This is a genomic window from Pseudoalteromonas luteoviolacea S2607 (assembly GCF_001625575.1).
Lineage (GTDB): Bacteria > Pseudomonadota > Gammaproteobacteria > Enterobacterales > Alteromonadaceae > Pseudoalteromonas > Pseudoalteromonas luteoviolacea_E.
In genome coordinates, this window is record NZ_AUXV01000005.1 from 75,756 (window position 1) to 96,101 (window position 20,346).

Here is a 20,346-nt window from a genome sequence, read left to right on the forward strand (position 1 = left end):
ATATACCTGAGAGTGAGCTCAAAGGAGCTTTATGGCAGTAGGAAACAGGAAAGAGCAGCGTAGCGTGGCGTGGCTGCTCCATTAATGACTATCAGCTATTTCTCATTCAACCAGACAGCAACTTGTTTGGCAAAATACGTTAATATGCCATCTGCTCCTGCACGTTTAAAGGCCAATAGCGATTCCATGACGGTCGCTTTTTCTGCTAACCAACCATTGTCAATTGCTGCTTTGTGCATGGCGTACTCGCCACTGACTTGGTAAGCGAATGTAGGTACACCAAACTCGTCTTTAACTCTACGGACGATGTCTAGATAAGGCATACCTGGTTTTACCATGACCATATCAGCGCCTTCTTGCAAGTCGAGTGCTACTTCGCGCAGTGCTTCATCTGAATTGGCTGGATCCATTTGATATGTTTTTTTATCAGCCCCTTTTAGATTACCGGCCGAGCCAACAGCGTCTCTAAAAGGCCCGTAATAGCTTGACGCATACTTCGCTGAGTACGCCATAATCCGTGTATGAATGTGTCCAGCCTCTTCTAATGCATCGCGAATCGCCCCGATCCTGCCATCCATCATATCTGACGGTGCAACGACATCTGCGCCGGCATCTGCATGAGATAGCGCTTGTTTGATCAAAACCTCAGTGGTCACGTCATTAATAACGTATCCATTATCATCGATAATGCCATCCTGACCATGCACTGTGAAAGGGTCCAAGGCGACATCTGTGATCACCCCAAGCTCAGGGCACGCTTCTTTAAGTGCTCTCACGGTGCGCTGAGCAAGCCCTTCAGGGCTATAAGCTTCTTCAGCCATGAGCGACTTTTTGTCCGCAGGTGTCACAGGGAAAATAGCGATTGCAGGTACGCCCAGCGCTTGTAGCTGCTTGGCCTCTTCAATCAGTAAGTCAATAGAAAGACGGTCTACTCCGGGCATAGATGGCACCGCTTCACGACGGTTTTTCCCTTCTAGAACGAAGACAGGATAAATTAGATCAGCAACTGTAAGCGTGTTTTCACACATTAATCGTCGCGAGAAGTCATCACGACGCATGCGGCGCATGCGCGTGTAAGGAAAAAGATCTAGTCCTGATTGAGCCACATTAAGTCTCCTGCTTGTGTTGATATGTACAAACGCAATTTCGCCCCTTTTGTTTGGCTTCATAGAGGGCCTTATCAGCGAAATCGGTAAAAATAGTTGGATTTTGAGTATCGGCTGCTATCGCGCTATAAACGCCAGCGCTAGTCGTAAAACGGATGGTGGCATCTGCGATATTTACAGCACATTGCGCAGCAGTTTGACGGACTTGCTCTGCGATTTCTTGTGCACCTTGTTGATCTGTATTGGGCAGTAAAATCACAAACTCTTCTCCGCCATAACGAAACACTTCATCATGCGGTCGTTTTAAATGTTGTTGAATACTCTGTGCAAAAGCACAAATAGTATGATCACCTGCCAAATGACCATAAACGTCATTAACACGCTTAAAGTGGTCGATATCAAGCATGATAACACTTAACATGGTCTGCTCTCGACGAGAACGTCGTACTTCCATCATCAGGCGTTTATCAAAATAGCGTCGATTTTTTACTTTGGTAAGTGGATCTTCCATATTGAGCTTTTCGAGTTCGCGGTTTTTCTCTTCTAATTCGCGCAAAGTCACTTGCAATTCAAAGGTTCGCTCGTCGATGCTGCTTTCAAGATCCTCTCTTGCTTGCTCTTGAATAATCAGCTTTTCTTTTAATAATGCATCTTCGGCACGCGTTTTTGCCAGCTTATGTTCTTGCTGTTTTATGTGCGCTTCACGCTCTGCAATATATTGCTTGGCCAAGATATAACTCACATACATGCACAGAAAAAGAGAACATAAATAGGTTACTGGGCGTTCTAGCAGTGCACCTGAAAGTAACCCTAATTCAAAACCAAATTGATAGCTCAAAGAGATAAGAAGCAAGGTGTAAACGCTGACAACAACTAGCTTATGACTCAGTTTATCGGCTTTCGCGAATACTGTGATAACACAAAAGTAGACAACCATAGCTATGGCGAATATGTAGGCTAGTTTCATGGCAAGAGAGATAGGTAGCAGTGTACATGTTAGGGTGATTACGCCACCAGTCAGTAATAAGTATTTTAGCTTGTTATCAACGTTTGAAGACGGGGTGACAGGCAAAATGTCACTGCGTTGAATCGGGATCAATAAGAGTGTAGACAATAACACCAAAATACTTTGGCCATATTGCTGCATCCATTGCCAATCGGTGTAAAGGTATCGATATCCAAACCCATATAAATGCACCAATAGGAGCCAGACACTGGTGAGCAACAACGTACCATGCAAAAAGTACTTGCGCCGCGTAAAGCTGTACATCATGAAATTGGTGGCTATCATTGCAAGAATAAATCCCGCCAAAATCCCGTATATAAGATTAAATTTACTTTTGTACTTTAAATATTCTACTGGGTGCCATAAGCTCAATGGGATGTTTAAGGCACCATGGTGGTGCACCTTTAAATAGATAATAGTTTGGTTTTTCCCTGGGATCTCCAGAGGTATTAACTGTGCTTCATGCTTAATTGGCCGCTGCATTAGCGGTCTACTGTCGCCTAAATCCACGGTCAAGATGGCATGATCCGCCTGCATTATATATGCCGTAATACTATCTAATAAGTTATTGTTTACACTCAAAAGTAGCGGGATTTCAGTAAGGCTGTCATTTCTCAACACGACTTTTAGCCAAACTTGATTCTCAACTTCACCAAGGTTTAAAGCGCCTGCGGCGTGCTGGTGCCAAAGGGGATCGCTGGCAAGTAAATCATCAATGTCGTTATGTGGTGTAACGGTATAGCTAAATGGAATAGTTGCCTCATGACGAAAATGGGTATCCAATGGATAAGCACTTTGGGCGGTGCTGGGCAGATCTGTGAGATTAGACCAAGCGTTGAAGCCAACTAGCAGCAGTAACAGCAGCAGAACTCTCATAGACTTGAGCCTTGGACTGGTAAGTTAAACAAAGCCATAAAGTTATTCGAGCTACAATTTGCTATGGTACTTTGCTCTGTACCTTTTAGCACAGCAATCTGCTCTGCAATAGCATGTAAATGCGCAGGTTCATTGCGTCGAGATTTAGGCTTAGGCCTTAGTGTGCGTGGCAACAAATAGGGCGCATCCGTTTCAATTAAAAGTCTATCATTAGGAATATACTGAATGAGCTCCCTTAGTTGTTGACCTCGTCGCTCATCACATACCCAGCCGGTGACGCCAATCATTAAACCGTAATCCAGATAGAATTTAAGCGCTTGTTTATCACCAGTAAAGCAGTGTAAGACACCATTTATCTGTACTTCTGACAATAGCGCTTGCAGACGCGTATGCGCATCTCTTTCATGCAAATACACTGGCATTGATAGCTGCTGTGCTAGATGTAATTGCTCAGCGCATACACGTTCCTGAACTGGGCGGGGTGAAAAGTCCCGGTTAAAATCTAAACCACACTCTCCAATCGCGACAACCTCGCGAGCCTCAGCTAATTCACGCAGTTGTGTGCTCAAATCATCAGGGGCATCTTTGGCATCGTGAGGGTGTACGCCTGCTGTGCTACAAAAGTCATACGATTTTGCCATTGCAAGGCTCGCAATGCTGGATTGCAAATCACAGCCGATAAGCAGCATATTGGTAATGCCTGCTTCTCTTGCCCTATCGAGCACTTGCCCTCTGTCTTTATCAAACTGAGAGCTGGTTAAATTAACCCCTGCGTCAATCATTTTGTGTGCACTTACTGTAATCTTTTCACCCTGATAGAACGATTCGAGCCCGCTTTATTCATCAAATATGAGTTAAAAGATGCACGCTTAATGGTAATTTTATCACCCACTTTAGCATAGAATGAATCACTGCCTATTTGTTTCCAAACGTGATCATTTTCGAGCGTAAATGTGCGTACACCACGTGAAGATACTTTTAATTTGACGACTTCTAAAGTGAGGTCATCCAAGTCCGCAAGCTTTTCTTTAACTTTGTTCTCTAGTCCAAACTTTTGCTCTGCCGTTTGCGCGGGTACCGCAGCTACTGGCGCAACCTGTTGCACGGTGGTAGTTGTACTGTTTGTTTGCAGAACATCTGTATCGGCTTGGGCTGTGTGATTACCGGCCATAGCGTCATCAAAACAAACCAGACGCTTTAGCGCGTTTTGAATTGTTGTACAAGATTCTAAAGTGGCAATATCTACGGATTTAGCACTGGCTGATACAGATAAACCAAGGGCAAGAACGGCAAAAACTTTATTCATTATTAATTTCCTGTTGTTGTGACTTCTTACTATATACGCCCGCTAAAATTATTCCTATTTCGAACAACAACAGCATGGGTAGAGCCAACAGAGTTTGAGATAATACGTCTGGGGGAGTTAGGAACATTGCCACGACAAAAGCCCCAACGACAATATATGGACGCTTTTCTTTGAGACCTTGTGTCGTTGCAACGCCACTCCAACAGAGTAGCATGATGGCAACCGGTATTTCGAAGGCCACACCGAAAGCGAAGAATAATTTTAAGATAAATGCTAAGTAACTACTAATGTCCGGAGACAAAGTCATCATTGACGGCCCCGCAGCAGTTAAAAAGCCAAGGATGATAGGCATAACTACATAGTAACAAAACGCGATGCCTGCATAGAAAAGCACAATGCTCGATAGCAAGATGGGCATCAGCATACGCTTCTCATGTTTGTAGAGACCAGGAGCTAAAAACCCCCACACTTGATGCAAGATGAAAGGAATCGCCAAGAACAAAGAAATAAACAGCGTCAGCTTAAAGGGGGCAAAAAACGGCGCCGTAACATCGGTTGCGATCATGGTGCTATTTTCCGGTAAACTCTGCACCAGTGGGTTTGCCACAAAAGCATAGATATCATTGGCAAAATATACCAGAGCAAGAAATATAACTAAGATACTAGCCAATGCTCTAATGAGTCGGTCTCTAAGTTCAATTAGATGGCCTATAAAGCCACTAGTTGCCGTGTCGGACATGGAAATTCCTGTTACTTCTCAGTGTTTAGTCTTTTTTTGGGGTTGAAGCCGAGTTATCTTGGTAGCTGTGTCGAACAGATTGCGCGGCTTTTTTAAGCTCATCAACTGACTCTTGTAACTCAGGGGACAAATTGCTCATATCTTGTTGTTCAGCTTTTTTTAGATTTGAGTGCAATTCATGAACTCTGAGTTCCTCGTTCACTTCTGCTTTGACTGAGTTCGCGATTGACTTGAGCGTTCTTATCCAGCCGCTTACTGTACGTATTGCAACAGGCAATCTCTCCGGTCCCAATACGATTAGGCCGACAATCAGGACAACAACTAGCTCCCACATGCCCATCTAATCACACCTTGTCTTTATCTGTTTCAGTATTTGATGCTTTACTACTTTGTTGGGCTTGGCTTTGAAGCGCTTCTTTCGGTTTGTCAGATTCTTTGTTGCTACCTTCTTCATCAGACATCGCGTTTTTAAAACCTTTCACAGCATTGCCTAAGTCACCACCTAAGCCGCGTAGTTTCTTTGTGCCAAAAAGTAATACGATGATTGCTAATACAATTAACAATTGCCAAATACTAATACCGCCGAATCCCATAGTTACTCCATTTTCGATGTTACGTGTTAGGTTTAATTTGATTATACGCCGAGCGCATAAAATATCACCCTGTTTTACGCCATGCACAGACAAAGATCAATAGTGCAACGATTGCACTGGAAATACTGGCCCCATGTAGCCCTGCAATAAAACAGAGCCCTGCAATAATGGCAAAGGTTGATGCAGCCATACCCAATAAAATACTCTGCAGGGATTGTTTACTTGGAGTGCTCGGTATAGCCTGTGGTCGATGATGTTGACGCTTTAAATTCTGGTAAATCAAATCCGGTAACTCAGGCATTTTCTCAGCCCAAAATGGCAGGTTTTGATACATTTTTTTAGCAACAGCCAGTGGGCCCACTTGTTCTTTTACCCAGTGCTCTAAAAAGGGTTTTGCTGTTTTCCATAGATCGAGCTGAGGGTAAAGTTGACGCCCAAGGCCTTCTACATACAGCAGGGTTTTTTGCAATAAAACCAGCTGCGGCTGTACTTCCATATTGAAGCGTCTCGCCGTATTAAATAAATTAACCAGCACATGACCAAATGAAATTTCTGCCAGCGGCTTGTTGAAAATTGGCTCGCAAACAGTACGTATGGCAAATTCAAATTCTTCAACGCAGGTATCTGCAGGAACCCAGCCCGAGTCTACATGGAGCTGGGCAACTTGGCGATAATCGCGATTAAAAAATGCAATAAAGTTTTCGGCCAAGTAACGCTTGTCTTCTCGGTTAAGCGTACCCACAATGCCACAATCAATCCCTATATATTTAGGGTTATGTGGCGTCTCGTAGGAGACAAAAATATTGCCCGGATGCATATCTGCATGAAAGAAACTGTCGCGAAACACCTGAGTAAAAAAGACTTCTACACCACGCTCAGCAAGAAGCTTCATATCCGTGCCTTGCTCAATCAATGTATCCGTATCAGATACAGGGATGCCGTAAATACGCTCCATGACCAAGACGTTTTGACGAGAGTATTCACTGTAAACTTCAGGAATATAGAGGGCTTCTGAGCCTTCAAAATTACGTCTAAGTTGGATTGCATTGGCACCTTCGCGCATCAGATCCAACTCGTCAAGCAAGGTTTTTCGATACTCCCTAACCACCTCTACCGGTCGGAGCCGTCGGCCTTCACTGACAAGGCCTGCCAACAGTTTGGCAAACTGCTCCATCAGCGATAAGTCGGCTAGAATTTGTTTTTCTATATCTGGGCGGATCACCTTTATTACGACGTCTTTTACACCCTGCTCGGTGCTGAGTTTGGCGCTATGTACCTGCGCAATGGAAGCCGATGCTAAAGGTTGTTGATCAAATTGCTCGAATAGCTCGCTAATACTGTCTATTTCAAGTGCTGCTTCAATCAGTTTTTGTGCATCTGTGCCACAGAAAGGTTGCACATTATCCTGCAACTCCGCCAGCTCTGTTGCCATGTCAGGTGGGAGCAGATCACGCCTAGTCGAGAGCATTTGCCCAAACTTTATCCACACTGGCCCCAGCGTTTGCAGGGCAAGTCGCAGTCTGGCGCCTTCAGACTTTTCTGTATGCTTATTGGGTAGCCAAAACAGTAATTTGCGCAGCAGCTTGGCGTACCAAGGTTGCAGTTGCTGCGGGAGTAATTCATCTAGCCCATAGTTGAGAAAGGTTTTACCAATTTGGTAGAGGCGAGCGATGGACAATTCCAGCTCCTTAATAATTAGTCGATTAGTGCGTTGATACGTTGCTCGAGCGCTGCCAATTGCTGTGAAAGTGCTCTTGTCTGCGATTTATACTGCTGAAGTTCTAGCGGATGAATTGAGACATTAAGCTCATCTTGGCAAAGTTGCGCGAAAACGTGCTGAAAAGTGTCGCAGTGCTTTTGAGCTTGCGCCTTGCTACCACTGAGGCTCGTAACTAACTGTTGTGCGCCTGCATCGCCCAAGTATCCTGAGAGGTGTTCAGCCCAGTCTATTTGTAGGTTTGAAAAGGCTTTACTATAGGCTTGAGCAAGATGAATGTCCCCCTCTAGGTCCAATTTATTTGCACGAATTAAACGGGTCAATTGGCTTGGGTCTTTAAGTTCGGGGACAGTCGCTAAAGAGGTGGTTATGTGGCAATCTGCTTTGTCGTGATAATTGCCATACACAAAGCAGTGGTCACCATTGTAATGAAATGCACAAGACACGTTAAGATCCGTTAAGGTCAAAGCCAAAACTCGGTGCTCTGCATTTTGCAGGTCATCTTTTAACGTAGGCTCTAAAGCAAGTAAACGATTAACTACTTGCTCTGCTATTGCCGTCAGTACAGATATCCACATAACTTGATCCTTTGTACTAGTACTTAAACCCTCTATGAAGCGCAACTATGCCGCCTGTAAAGTTTTGGTAGCTTGTTTGCTCAAAACCCGCATCTTCCATCATACTTTTTAGTGTTTCTTGGTCAGGGTGCATGCGAATAGACTCTGCCAAATAACGGTATGATTCACTGTCATTGGCAACCAGCTTACCCATTGTAGGTAGAATGTTAAACGAATAGAAGTCGTATAATTTTGATAGCGCTTCGTTATCTGTTTTTGAGAATTCTAACACGAGCAGACGACCACCTGGTTTAAGCACTCGGTACATTGAACGCAGCGCTTCATCTTTATCTGTGACATTTCGCAGACCAAATGCAATGGTAATTACATCAATGCTATTGTCTGGAAAAGGCAGAGCTTGTGCATTCATCTGCACATATTCAATATTGCTGACTAAGCCTAAATCACGCAGCTTTTCTCGGCCGACTTTAAGCATAGAGTCATTGATGTCGCCAAGGATGACTTGACCTGTATCACCAACCAATTGGCTGAATTTTGCAGTTAAATCACCTGTGCCACCTGCAAGGTCGAGAACTCTATGGCCTTTGCGTACACCTGAACACGCAATGGTCTGGCGTTTCCAAAGGCGGTGAATACCAAAAGACATGAAGTCATTCATGATGTCGTATTTGGCTGCGACGGAGTGAAAAACATCTGCAACCAGTGACTCTTTTTGATTGGACTCGATAGTTTTATAACCAAAGTGTGTGGTATCGTGATTTTCTTCTTTCATGTTGGCCTTGCTGACACAGTTTAGGTGCGCATAGTGTACTTGATAGGGATGCACTGGCGCAATTTATAGTGACAGTAATTAGGCAAATATTTATTGATTTAGATGCTATAAATTGGCACCCGAAATATAACAGTCTCGGCCAAGTGCTTGCGCTTTTTGGGCTGCAAACGCAGCTTTGCTGGCCAGCTCGTTGAAATCTGATTCGGTTTGTCTTTTGGCAATACCAACTGCCAGTTGTAATTCAGGGAATTGAATGTTGCCACGGTTACTAATGAACTTTAGTTTTCGTATGCCTTGGCGTATTTTGGCGGCAATAATCTGCGCGGTTTCCGGTTCAATATCTGCCAACAGAATTGTAAATTCTTGTTTGCCTGTTCGACCAGGTACACCGCTTTCTACGACGTACTTTTTAATTTTTTGCGCAATTCGTTGCAGTACGGCTTCGCCAATGACATCCCCATACTTCGCAGTAAACTCTTCTAAGTTATCAACTTGTATTGAAATAGCACAAAGCATTTTGTTCTGATCAAGCCACATATCAGCCCTTTGACTTAAATAGTGACGTTTATATAACCCTGTGTGTGGGTCAATAAGACGCTGCTTGCGAATGTTGCTCAAAGCTTTGTGCTGCTCTATTTGTGTTTTTTTAGCTTTCAGTAAACCAGCTTTAAATTTTTGTTGTTGTTCCAGCAAGCGTTCGGTATGTAGTGCAAACTCGGCCAATAGCTGTTTGTTTTTAGCTGGGTCTTGATTACTCAGCGCGTGGCTGCAATTTTGGATATGTCGTCTAAATTGGGTGATACTTTGTTGCGAACGCGCAGTTGAAACAGTCAATTCATCAATGACATTGTCTACTTCTTTTAAAACGGCAAGTTCAGCTTGATGTTCGGCATAAACAAATTCGAAGTACAGCTGCTCGATATACACATTGTCTATGGCAACACCATTGCGTAGATCTCTATCTAAACGCTCTGCTAAATCTGTATTACTACGGCTTATATAGGTATAAGTGACCTGATAATTGAGTGGAGTTGGAGGAAGCTGATGAAGTTCCAAAAAATGGCAGACTTTCGTCATTTTTTCTTGCGCTAGCGCCATTGGGTCATGAAACGTCATGTACTTTTTACCACAAATTACAGTTTATATAGGAGCGCTAATATCCTTTGGCGTGGGTCATGATTTCATCCTAGTTGAAGAGTGGCTACATTAATCGTAATTGCGACAATTTAAAAGTAAAATTTGCGCTTTTCGAGTGGAAAATATATACATTTAATCTTGTTAGTTTAATTTATCGACAACTTTATCTTAAGCTCTTTGCTTTGCACACTATCTAGTCGCATAACCACGATGCTTGGTCGATTATATTTGCATCTTTACAATAGGCTTAGTTAAGGTGCAAGCTCCAGCAAATGTTAAGGAACCCTGCAGTGTTACATTCACTTCGAAAACCTCTCAGTACAATTGTGTTAGCACTTACTTTGTCAGCGTGCCAGAGCACGTCTAACGATTCTAATGAGAATTTCTCACAACTGGCTGAACAAGTTATGGATTTTCGAGCTCAGCAGGATGAAGAAAGTCTGACAAATATCAATGCTGAGTACTTATTATCTAACTTAACTCCTGAACATTTAGCAGCTGTTAATCAACAAAGAGTGCGCTTTTTGGCGCAGCTTGACAATATTGGTCAATCCCAATTGAGTGAAGAGAATAAGATAAACTTTGCAATATTACGGGCTCAAATTCAAAACGAAGTTGATTTATTCCGCTTTAAAGATCACTACGTCCCTTTGTCTTCGGAATATGGGTTTCACAGTGAACTACAATTTATGATCCAAAGTCAGGATTACAGCACTAAATTGGGGTATCAGCTGTTTATTATGCGAATGAAGCAGCTGCCGAGATTTTTCGACCAAAATATATACTGGATGAAGCAAGGGCTCAGCATAGGATTGACTCAGCCAAAAGTCGTGCTCAAGGGTTTTGAAGACAGCATTATGGCGTTTGTTGCACAAGGCGATGATGTTGAAAAGTCACCTTTCTTTGCCCCGTTTTTAAACAACCAAGCGAACTTACCAGAACAAGAGTTTCTCGCGCTACAGCGTGAAGCAAAGCGAGTGATAGAAGCGTATGTTAACCCTGCCTACCTGAAGTACAATGACTTCTTTGTAAATGAATACAGACCTAACGCAAGAGAGAACATTGCTTGGTCAAGCGTGCCTGATGGCAAGGCATTCTATGTAAATCGTGCCAAGCACTTTACAACAACACAAATGACCCCTAAAGAAATTCATGAACTCGGGCTACGTGAAGTGGCGCGCATTCGCAGTGAAATGAACCGCATCATAGAACAAGTGGGATTTGAAGGCAGCTTCGCAGAGTTTATCCACTTTTTGCGAACTGACCCCCAATTTTATGCAAAAACGCCAATAGAACTATTGAAAGAAGCTTCGTTTATCGCCAAGAAAATGGATGCAAAGCTGCCTCAATTATTCCATACATTGCCTCGTTTACCCTATGGTGTCGCTCCTGTGCCCGACAGTATTGCACCAAAATTTACGACCGGACGCTACTTGGGACCAAGTAAAGAAACGGATGCTGGCTATTATTGGGTGAATACGTATGCCTTGGATAAAAGACCGCTCTATGTTTTAGAAGCGCTGACACTACATGAAGGTGTACCTGGACATCATTTGCAGATCTCTTTGAATGCTGAGTTGACACATTTGCCAGCCTATAGACAAAGCGAGTATATCTCTGCATTTGGTGAGGGCTGGGGCTTATATGCCGAATACCTAGGTATTGAAGCCGGTTTTTATCAAGACCCTTACAGTGATTTTGGGCGATTGACTTATGAAATGTGGCGTGCCGCGCGTTTAGTGGTGGATACTGGGGTGCATATGTTTGGCTGGACACGCGAGCAGGTGATGCAATTTATGCAGGACAACACGGCGCTGTCGTTACATAACGTAAAAACTGAGACTGATCGCTATATCTCATGGCCTGGGCAAGCACTTTCTTACAAGGTGGGAGAATTAACTATCAAGCGTTTAAGAGCCAAGGCCGAGGCAGAATTGGGTGAGGCATTTGATGTGAGAGAGTTCCACCATCAGGTACTTAAGCATGGTTCGGTGCCACTATTTGTGCTTGAAGCCCAAATAGACAAATACATCGCACAAACGTTGCAATCGCAATAGAGTAAAATATGAAAGCCGCTTTAAGCGGCTTTTTTCTTTGGGGCAAGAGAGAGTTTTTAAGGATTGCTGTATTCAATTCAACTAGTGAACAAAGCTAATAACTAGCTGATAAAAATCATCGGTTGAGCGGCAACTCTTGGCATTTAAGAGCAGTTGCTCACCAAGCTGTAAAGCTTGTTTTTGGGCAAGTAGGCGCTGCGATTCATCTGCAATCTCTGCGATATCAGCAACATGTGCAAGGCCAATTGTGCGGCGGATTAACTCAGTACCACAGTACCCCATTGTATCTTGCAAGACTTCTTGTAAAAACAGCTCTAAATAACCCGGCGCTTGCAGGGCTAAATCACGAGTATGCTGTTGGGCCAGAGTCAGCCAGCTTTGTTCGAACTGTTGTAAACAGGTTGAAATAGTATTGAGTAAATAGGAGTGCAAATCACGGCGTTTTGGTGGCTCCTTGATACGGCCATTTTGCGCGCAATAATTCAGCAGTAAGTTGCCGATAAATGAGCCTAAGTCAAAGCCTATTGGTCCAAAAAATCCGAACTCAGGGTCGATTAACTTCGTTTGTTCAGCATTGACAAAAATACTTCCAGTGTGTACGTCTCCATGAAGGAGTGTTTGTGGTGATGAGAAAAATTTTGATTTCAGCCGAGCGACAGTACAAAGCAATGTGGGATTTTTTCGCAGCTGATTGACTTGTTCTGCTAGTGCAATTGGGTAGTTATTGCGCTCGCACTCTCGGTAGGGGTCATCAAAAAATAGGTCTTCGGTGATGGCGCACAGTTCTGGATTAGTAAAATTTTGAATTTGTGCCTTTTTATCCTGTGGATTGAGATAGAAGTCAGAATAATAAAAGCTGGTTGTGGCAAAGTATTGTGCGACATGCAGCCCTAAATTTTCAAAAGTTCGACCCGCTATGAGTTCGCCACGTAATATGTTCATAGCGCCTAAATCTTCTAATACAGTAGCCGCTTTATCACTGTCATGATGCAATACTTTTGCAGTGTGTGCAGGGCAAACCTCACCATGTTTTTGCAATACCTGAGCTTCAATACGGGCTCTGTCTAAAGTCAGTGGCCAGCTCTCACCTACGCATCTAGCATAGGGCAGTGCTTGCTTCAATATCACGCTATTGTTGTCTGTGTCTAAAATCCTAAATACGAGATTCAGGTTGCCATCTCCAAATTCGTAGCAGGTTAATTCAGCGTCTGCTGAAAAGAACATCCCAAGTGACTTGATGTAATTGAGTGCTGTTTCATTATTGAAGGCGGCGTATTTACTCACTGTCATTTACCAAAAAATTACCGTTAGTCTTGGCATTCTATATTTATAAGCGTTTAGATGTCTATACATCTTTAGATCTTTATGTAGAATGCATGTAACGCATGGTTAGTTAGCAAGGCGAAAGTGAAAAATATGAAAGAGCTCATCGGTGCGAGTCTTAAATATCAAGCAGGCAAGGTTCAGGTCTTAGACCAATATCTATTACCTCATCAGGAAGTTTGGCATCATTGCCAAGATGTGGTGAGTATGCAAAACCTTATCAATAAGTTACAAGTTCGTGGTGCGCCATTAATCGGGCTAGCCGCCACCTTATTGGTAGCCTATCTCGCTGAGCAGGGCGCTGCGCGCGAGGAGCTCAACGAAGCAATTGATGCGTTGGAAGCGACCCGTCCTACGGCGGTGAATTTAAAACATTGTATGGATTGTTTACGACAAGCACTGCAGCAACATGACTTCGCAGGCGCCATTGTGCAACTCGCAGAGCAGCTTTTTGAAGAAGATGTTGCGTTGTGCCAGCGTATCGGTGAGCATGGCGTGTCTCTAGTTGAAGCCGCAGATAATATTCTCACTCACTGCAATACAGGGGCTTTGGCCACAGCAGGGATCGGTACTGCGTTAGGAGTCATTTATACCGCGGCGCAAAAGTTTGGTGATATTCATGTGTGGGTTGATGAAACCCGACCTTTGTTGCAAGGTGGCCGTTTAACAGCTTACGAACTCAAACGGTGGCAAATTCCCTACACGTTGCTATGCGACAGCATGGCTGCATCTTTAATGGCCGCTGGCAAAGTTGATAAAATATTTGTCGGAGCAGATCGCATTGCGGCAAATGGTGACTTTGCAAATAAAGTAGGTACCTATAATTTAGCAGTATTGGCTCAGTACCACGGCATCCCGTTTTATGTGGTGGCACCAAAGACAACATTTGACGCTAAGTGTATACACGGTGGAGATATTGAGATTGAGTTACGCTGTACATCTGAAGTAACTGGGGTGAGTGGTAGTTTTGGAGAGTGCCAATGGGCACCAGATAATGCGCCTGTTTTTAATCCTGCATTTGATGTTACACCTGCAAGTCTTGTGACTGCTTGGGTATTTGATAGTGGTATCTATTACCAACCCGAGTTTAGCGCAGTCTGAAAAGCAACATAGAGAAAGTGATACAGGCAGACGATTTTGCGTTCTCTGTTGAATGATTGATTGGTAGTTTTTTTCCCTAACCATATGTAAAATTGGGCATCCAAATCTTATGTAAGGGACCCTAGATTATGCTACGACTACTCTGTGTCATGGTACTGATTGGCACGACTTTTAGTGCTGTTGCAACACAGCAAACCCCTCCTGTCGAAACGACACTAATTCCCATAGAGCACTTTAGTAAAGGCAGTGAGTACACCAACGTAAAGCTGTCTCCAAGTGGCAAGTACATTAGTTATATTACAAAGATGGAAGGTAAAAATGTACTGGGCATTTTGCGGACCAAAGATTACGACATTGAGTCTGCAATTCGATTTGAAAGCAATGCTCAGGTCGGTGACTACCATTGGGTTAATGATGAACGATTGGTTATGGAAAAGGAATACGTCAAAGGCTGGACGGACGTCCCTTATTATTACGGTGAACTATTCAGTATTAATGCAAATGGAAGGTCAGGGCGCTATGTAGTTGGCTATCAAGGAGGAAGTCAAACGGGTACTCGGATACAAAAAGGTACAGCATTGGAAGGCACGTCATATGTATTGGACCCACTTATTAATGATGATCGTCATATGTTGATTCTGACTTACCCTTGGACTGGAGCGGCAGAGCCCGTGACGAAAGTGTATAAGGTCAATGTTAAATCTGGGAAGCGTACTGTTGTAACGCGAGCGCCAAAGAAGAACGCAGATTTTCTAACTGATCATGAAGGGAATGTCCGTTTTGCGACCGCAACAAATGACTTTGTTACCGGTGAAATTTATCAAAAAATCAAAGGGGAAAGTGGCTGGCATACCCTAGAGTTAAAGACGCCTTTGCAAAATATGCGGTTACATGCACTGGATGGCAGCGGCGACGGGCTTTATGTCACAGGCTCTGAAAAAGGCGAACCTGATGGTCTGTATAAGCTTTCACTGTCGACGCAAGAACTGTCCTTAATCTATCAAGATAAAGACGTTTCCCCGAGCAAAATATGGGTTGACCCGGTAAGTAAAAAGTTATTCGCTATCGAGCTAGACCCCGGTTATCCAACTTACGCATTTACTGATGAGAATGTACCATTAAGTACGAGTATTAAATCGCTCTTGCAAAGTATAGAAGGCCATCAGCTTCGTCTTATCAGTTCAACTCGTAGTGGTGACAAGCATTTGGTACTGGCTACTAACGACCGTAATCCTGGTGACTATTATCTATATGATCAAACAAAGAAAAAGCTGCAATATTTATTTTCTACGCGTATCTGGATAGATCCAGCCCGAATGGCAGAAACCAAGCCGATTAAGTTTAAGAGTCGCGATGGCATGGAAATTCATGGTTACTTAACCTTGCCAAATAACAAAACACATAAAAACTTACCGTTGGTGGTCATGCCGCATGGTGGCCCCCATGGTCCCAGAGATTACTGGGATTATGATACGGAATCTCAACTACTAGCGAGTCGGGGTATGGCGGTACTCAGAGTGAACTTTAGAGGTTCTGGTGGGTATGGGATGAATTTCGAGTTTGCGGGGCATCAAGAGTGGGGCCGCAAAATTCAGTATGATATCTTAGATGGCGTCGACTTTGTTGTCGCTGAGGGGTACGCAAACCCAGAAAATATGTGCATTATGGGTTCCAGCTTTGGCGGCTATTCAGCGATGCAAAGCGCCATCATTGCTCCAGATAAGTTTCAATGTGCAATTGGCGTCGTTGGCATTTACGACTTACCCATGATGTTTGAAGAGGGTGATACGTCAAGGCTCCGGTCTGGCATTCAATTTTTGAAAACTGTTTTAGGTGAAGACGAAAAGACTTTAGTGCAATTTTCACCAGCACGTAATGCAGACAAGATAAATGCACCTGTATTAATTGTGCATGGCGGCGATGATGAGCGAGCCCCGATAGAACATGCAGAAGCAATGGTTAATGCATTGAAAAAGGCTAAAAAGCCTTACGAGTATTATTTGCTAGAGAACGAAGGACATGGTTTTTATAAAGCTCAGCACCGCTTGGCTTACTATCAAACCGTATTGGCCTTTTTAGATAAACATCTGGCGCTTTAATCGCATTTCATTCTTGCGACTAAAGCTATGGAAGTGCGCTACTGATGGATTGGTAGCGCATCGTCTAAACTTAGTCTAGTAGTGGGAAAAGCGTCGCTATGTTTGAGCCCGTTTCCTTGGCCACCCAACCTTCTGTGTTATTGAATAAACGAATGGCGGTAAATTCGGGATCACTGCCCATATCAAACCAATGGGGTGTGTTTTCTGGCACTGAAATTAAATCGCCTTGCTGGCAAAGTACTTGATACACTTTACTCCCTATATGAAGGCAAAATAGCCCTTGTCCAGCAACAAAAAAACGCACTTCATCTTCACTGTGGGTGTGCTCGAATAAAAACTTTTCTCTTAAACTCGCAGCATCTGGGTTACCTCTTCGCAAGGCAATGACATCTACCGTTTGATATCCTCCAAGCTGTTTCAGGCGGATGATGTCGTTGTTATACGCATGCAATATTTCCGAATCTAGAGCGTTAGCGGCCAGCTCTTTTGTTGCTTGCCACTGCTCAAAATGTACACCAACAGCCTCTAACTCAGCAGCAATGGCTGCAGGTTCACTGCTCTCAAAAAGCAGTTCTGTGGGGTGTTTATCATGGTAGATATGTAATTGGCTCATTTATACTCTCTCACTGTCAAACTGCTCAAAACTGGCTATGAATGGGTGTTCTTGGCTTTGTGACTGGTTATCTCGCCAGAGTTGTAAGGTTTGCAATCCGGCTTTTTTAGCTGCATCCAGCTCTTCGACGACATCACTGAGAAATAGAACTTCATGAGATTCGAACGGGATCTGGTTAATGATGTTCTGATAAGACGACGAAGACTGTTTGTGGCCAACTTTTGTATCAAAATAGTCGGTAAATAGTGGGCGAATATCGCCGTAGTCCGAATGGGCAAACAATAACTGTTGTGCCTTTACAGAACCCGAAGAGTACACATAAAGCTTTGTGCCTGCTTGATGCTGTTGTTGTAAGTATTGATAAGCATCTGGATAGATATGACCCGTAAAGTGGCCTTGTTGATAACCCGTTTGCCAGATTAACCCCTGTAACTGCTTGAGCGGTGTTACCTTTAAATCCTCTTTTATCCAGCTTAGTAAGTTATCGATGACGATATTTAAATTTGCCGTTGGTTGGGCAATTTCATGCCTGACGGCGTCAAGTTGGGCTTTTACAAGCTCATCGCTGTCATTTTGACGCACGAATGCTGGTAAGTGTTCGGCAGCATAGGGAAAAAGTACATCCTTGACGAAGGATATGCGTGTGATGGTTCCTTCGATATCTGTCAGAATAGCTTTGATCATTTAGTCGACCCCTCTAATTTTATTCTTTCTAGCTCACAGGCAAACAAGAATTCTAACCCTTCAATATGACGGCGTGTTTCGAAAACACTGTTGCCTAAGGCGTATAAACCGTGACCACGGATCAAAACACCATGACGAATAGGGTCAGCTTGATGATGTTTAGCGACCCGCTCGGCAAGTGCTGAAATATCTTGGTCATTGTCAAAAATGGCAATGGAGAGCGTGTCTAGGTGGCTATGAATGCCTGCGAGAGATTTTTGCATTTCATAACCTGTGACGGTAAATCGTTCGCCACTGATAAATCGAGAGAGCACCGTCGCTGCCACCGAATGTGTATGCAAGATACACCCTGAATTGGGCTGTAATTCATAGAGTTTTAGATGGAGCGCGGTCTCTGCTGAGGGCTTTCCATCTCCCGATATGATATTACCTGATTGATCTAGCTCTAAAAATTGCTCTGGTGTTAATTGCCCCTTGTCAAACCCACTGGCCGTGACCACGAATCCATTATCTGTTTTAATGGAGAAATTACCGCCAGTTGCGGGGACCCAACCTTGTTGGCTTACCCAGCGACCAGCATCAATAAGCGCTTGTTTTGCTGCCTTTGTTTGCATATTCGATCTACCTAAAAGGTTTGGACGGCTATACTTCTATTTGAGGCAATGATAGCATCGCTTTAACGCCTACGCCATAATCAAAAAGAGACACAGGATGGAAAGTAAATTACCGAGTGTTGGTACCAGTATATTTAGCAAAATGACAGGCCTTGCTAATGCACACAACGCCTTGAATTTATCACAAGGATTCCCTGAATTTGATGCACCTGAACGATTGAAGTCTGCTTTAGCCAACTACACAGCGACTGGCCACAACCAATATGCGCCTTCGCCAGGTGTGGCGTCATTACAGCAAGAGATCGCGGCTCTGATTGCGCGTAAATACGACCAAGTGATTGATGCTCAAGCACAGGTGACCATTACGGCTGGTGCAACAGAGGCCCTGTTTGTGGCTATTCAATCGCTGGTCAGGGAAGGGGATGAAGTCATCGTGTTTGATCCTGCTTATGACTCTTACCGACCTGCGGTGGAACTTGCTGGAGGCAAAACAATTCACATTCCGCTATACGCGCCGGACTACCAGATTAACTGGCAAGATGTTAGCGATAAGGTGACGGCAAAAACACGCGCTATCATTATCAATACGCCTCATAACCCCAGTGCGAAAATGCTGAAGCAGGCTGACTTTAAAGCGTTAAAAGCACTCGTTGAAGAGCATGATTTATATGTGATAAGTGATGAAGTTTACGAGCATATTACGTTTGATGAGCAGCCTCACCTAAGCGTCTTGCGTGATGCAGCGTTGTTACAGCGTAGTTTTGTGGTATCCAGTTTTGGTAAAACGTTTCATTGTACAGGGTGGAAGATGGGCTACTGCGTGGCGCCCCCTGTACTGGCGCAAGAATTCAGAAAGATCCACCAGTTTGTCAACTTCTCAAGTTTCACGCCAGCACAATTGGCGCTTGCTGATATGCTCAAGTATGAGCCGAATCATGTGGACGAGCTGGCGCCGTTTTATCAACAAAAGCGCGACCAATTAGTCGCAGCACTAGAGTCGAGTCGATTAAAAATACTCCCTAGTGAGGGCACGTACTTTTTATTATTAGATTACAGCGCTATTTCTACCTTAAATGACGTTGAGTTTTGTCAGCAGCTAGTGGAAGAGCATGGGGTTGCCGCAATTCCGCTCAGTGTTTTTTATGATTCACCGTGTGAAGATCGCGTGATACGACTGTGTTTTGCTAAGGAGTCAGCGACCCTCATCGCTGCGGCGGAGAAGTTATGTCGACTCTAACAGTGAGCCTTGTCCAATATGATATTGAATGGTTAAGTCCAGAACATAATTTCAAAAAAATAGAGCGTTTAACGGCACAGCTTGAGCCTTGTGATTTATTGCTTTTACCTGAAACCTTTGCCACAGGGTTTGCATTGAAGGAACATACTGATGAGTTTGCAGACCCCGCACTGACATTTATGCGCGCATTAGCAGCGCAGCATAATTGTGTTGTGGCTGGCTCCGTACTGGTCTCAGAGGATGACAAAAAAGCGAATCGCTTTTATTGGTGCTGGCCGCCAGCGCTAAACGAAGAAACTGGTCGTGTTGAATATTACGATAAACGCCATTTATTTTGCCTAGGCAATGAAGGGGATTATGTGTCTGCAGGCCATGACCGTAAGGTCTTTGAAATCGGCGACTTTAAAATTTTGCCGCAAGTTTGCTACGACTTAAGATTCCCTGTGTTTCAGCGTAACAAGAACGATTATGATGTGATGGTCAATGTTGCCAACTGGCCAGCAGCGCGTCGCTTTGCTTGGGATACGTTACTGCGTGCACGAGCAATAGAAAATCAATGTTATGTGCTGGCCAATAACCGTATTGGTGAGGATGGATATGGTACTGCACACAATGGTGGCACGGTTGCGCTAGATTACCTTGGCCAGTCATTGTCACAAGTGCCTGATGATCAAGTTGGTGTGATAACAACGACTTTATCTAAAGATGCATTGGCAAAGTTCAGGTCACAATTTCCAGCACACTTAGATGCAGATAACTTTCAGTTAGAATTGTAAGCCGAATTTGGG

General features: G+C 43.8%; 20 protein-coding genes. 5 read left to right on the forward strand and 15 right to left on the reverse strand.

The window, feature by feature from the left end:
* Positions 1-95: 95 nt before the first annotated feature.
* From hemB to N480_RS05055, 11 genes are all read right to left on the reverse strand, one after another.
* The gene (gene hemB / locus N480_RS05005) at positions 96-1,106 is read right to left on the reverse strand and encodes a porphobilinogen synthase (RefSeq protein ID WP_063371446.1); all 1,011 of its coding nucleotides are present in this window, start codon (positions 1,104-1,106) and stop codon (positions 96-98) included.
* 1 nt (position 1,107) lies between these two features.
* On the reverse strand, positions 1,108-2,988 hold the full coding sequence (locus N480_RS05010; protein WP_063371447.1) for a diguanylate cyclase: 1,881 nt from the start codon (positions 2,986-2,988) through the stop codon (positions 1,108-1,110).
* Complete coding sequence (locus N480_RS05015) at positions 2,985-3,770, reverse strand: TatD family hydrolase (RefSeq protein ID WP_063371448.1); 786 nt, start codon at positions 3,768-3,770, stop codon at positions 2,985-2,987. The genes N480_RS05010 and N480_RS05015 overlap by 4 nt, the downstream gene beginning before the upstream one ends.
* Before the next feature lie 11 nt (positions 3,771-3,781).
* Positions 3,782-4,294: a hypothetical protein gene (locus N480_RS05020; protein WP_063371449.1), complete on the reverse strand. Its 513-nt coding sequence runs from the start codon at positions 4,292-4,294 to the stop codon at positions 3,782-3,784.
* Entirely contained in the window at positions 4,287-5,033 is a 747-nt protein-coding gene (gene tatC, locus N480_RS05025) for a twin-arginine translocase subunit TatC (protein ID WP_063371450.1), read from the reverse strand. Before tatC ends, N480_RS05020 begins: the two co-directional genes overlap by 8 nt.
* Before the next feature lie 25 nt (positions 5,034-5,058).
* A complete protein-coding gene (tatB, locus tag N480_RS05030; RefSeq protein ID WP_063371451.1) occupies positions 5,059-5,373 on the reverse strand; it encodes a Sec-independent protein translocase protein TatB in 315 nt (104 codons plus the stop codon).
* A 4-nt stretch (positions 5,374-5,377) separates the two neighbouring features.
* Positions 5,378-5,626: a Sec-independent protein translocase subunit TatA gene (gene tatA / locus N480_RS05035; RefSeq protein ID WP_063371452.1), complete on the reverse strand. Its 249-nt coding sequence runs from the start codon at positions 5,624-5,626 to the stop codon at positions 5,378-5,380.
* 64 nt (positions 5,627-5,690) lie between these two features.
* The gene (ubiB, locus tag N480_RS05040; protein WP_063371453.1) at positions 5,691-7,304 is read right to left on the reverse strand and encodes a ubiquinone biosynthesis regulatory protein kinase UbiB; all 1,614 of its coding nucleotides are present in this window, start codon (positions 7,302-7,304) and stop codon (positions 5,691-5,693) included.
* Between the two features lie 17 nt (positions 7,305-7,321).
* The gene (locus tag N480_RS05045) at positions 7,322-7,921 is read right to left on the reverse strand and encodes a ubiquinone biosynthesis accessory factor UbiJ (protein WP_063371454.1); all 600 of its coding nucleotides are present in this window, start codon (positions 7,919-7,921) and stop codon (positions 7,322-7,324) included.
* A gap of 16 nt (positions 7,922-7,937) precedes the next feature.
* Positions 7,938-8,693, reverse strand: a complete 756-nt coding sequence (gene ubiE / locus N480_RS05050; protein WP_063371455.1) for a bifunctional demethylmenaquinone methyltransferase/2-methoxy-6-polyprenyl-1,4-benzoquinol methylase UbiE — start codon at positions 8,691-8,693, stop codon at positions 7,938-7,940.
* A 105-nt stretch (positions 8,694-8,798) separates the two neighbouring features.
* Positions 8,799-9,809 carry a GGDEF domain-containing protein gene (locus N480_RS05055; RefSeq protein ID WP_063371456.1) on the reverse strand — a complete coding sequence of 337 codons (1,011 nt, stop codon included), beginning with the start codon at positions 9,807-9,809 and terminating at the stop codon, positions 8,799-8,801.
* Between the two features lie 293 nt (positions 9,810-10,102).
* On the opposite strand from N480_RS05055, the gene N480_RS05060 reads away from it, so the two are divergent.
* A complete protein-coding gene (locus N480_RS05060; protein ID WP_063371457.1) occupies positions 10,103-11,887 on the forward strand; it encodes a DUF885 domain-containing protein in 1,785 nt (594 codons plus the stop codon).
* Positions 11,888-11,968: 81 nt separating this feature from the next.
* Here the strand turns inward: N480_RS05060 and mtnK are convergent, their stop codons facing one another.
* Positions 11,969-13,171: an S-methyl-5-thioribose kinase gene (gene mtnK / locus N480_RS05065; RefSeq protein WP_063371480.1), complete on the reverse strand. Its 1,203-nt coding sequence runs from the start codon at positions 13,169-13,171 to the stop codon at positions 11,969-11,971.
* Positions 13,172-13,303: 132 nt separating this feature from the next.
* Here mtnK and mtnA point away from each other — a divergent pair, with 132 nt between their 5' ends.
* Positions 13,304-14,311, forward strand: a complete 1,008-nt coding sequence (gene mtnA, locus N480_RS05070) for an S-methyl-5-thioribose-1-phosphate isomerase (protein WP_063371458.1) — start codon at positions 13,304-13,306, stop codon at positions 14,309-14,311.
* A 128-nt stretch (positions 14,312-14,439) separates the two neighbouring features.
* On the forward strand, positions 14,440-16,410 hold the full coding sequence (locus N480_RS05075) for an alpha/beta hydrolase family protein (protein ID WP_063371459.1): 1,971 nt from the start codon (positions 14,440-14,442) through the stop codon (positions 16,408-16,410).
* A gap of 70 nt (positions 16,411-16,480) precedes the next feature.
* Here N480_RS05075 and N480_RS05080 read toward each other — a convergent pair whose 3' ends face one another.
* The 3 genes from N480_RS05080 to N480_RS05090 are packed head-to-tail and all read right to left on the reverse strand — an operon-like array spanning position 16,481 to position 18,321.
* Positions 16,481-17,023, reverse strand: coding sequence for a 1,2-dihydroxy-3-keto-5-methylthiopentene dioxygenase (locus tag N480_RS05080; RefSeq protein WP_063371460.1), 543 nt, complete (start codon positions 17,021-17,023; stop codon positions 16,481-16,483).
* Complete coding sequence (gene mtnC, locus N480_RS05085) at positions 17,024-17,707, reverse strand: acireductone synthase (protein WP_063371461.1); 684 nt, start codon at positions 17,705-17,707, stop codon at positions 17,024-17,026. It lies immediately after the preceding gene.
* Positions 17,704-18,321, reverse strand: a complete 618-nt coding sequence (locus N480_RS05090) for a methylthioribulose 1-phosphate dehydratase (RefSeq protein ID WP_063371462.1) — start codon at positions 18,319-18,321, stop codon at positions 17,704-17,706. The genes mtnC and N480_RS05090 overlap by 4 nt, the downstream gene beginning before the upstream one ends.
* A gap of 97 nt (positions 18,322-18,418) precedes the next feature.
* Here N480_RS05090 and N480_RS05095 point away from each other — a divergent pair, with 97 nt between their 5' ends.
* Positions 18,419-19,558 carry a methionine aminotransferase gene (locus N480_RS05095; protein ID WP_063371463.1) on the forward strand — a complete coding sequence of 380 codons (1,140 nt, stop codon included), beginning with the start codon at positions 18,419-18,421 and terminating at the stop codon, positions 19,556-19,558.
* Positions 19,546-20,334 carry a nitrilase-related carbon-nitrogen hydrolase gene (locus tag N480_RS05100; protein WP_063371464.1) on the forward strand — a complete coding sequence of 263 codons (789 nt, stop codon included), beginning with the start codon at positions 19,546-19,548 and terminating at the stop codon, positions 20,332-20,334. Before N480_RS05095 ends, N480_RS05100 begins: the two co-directional genes overlap by 13 nt.
* Positions 20,335-20,346: the final 12 nt, after the last annotated feature.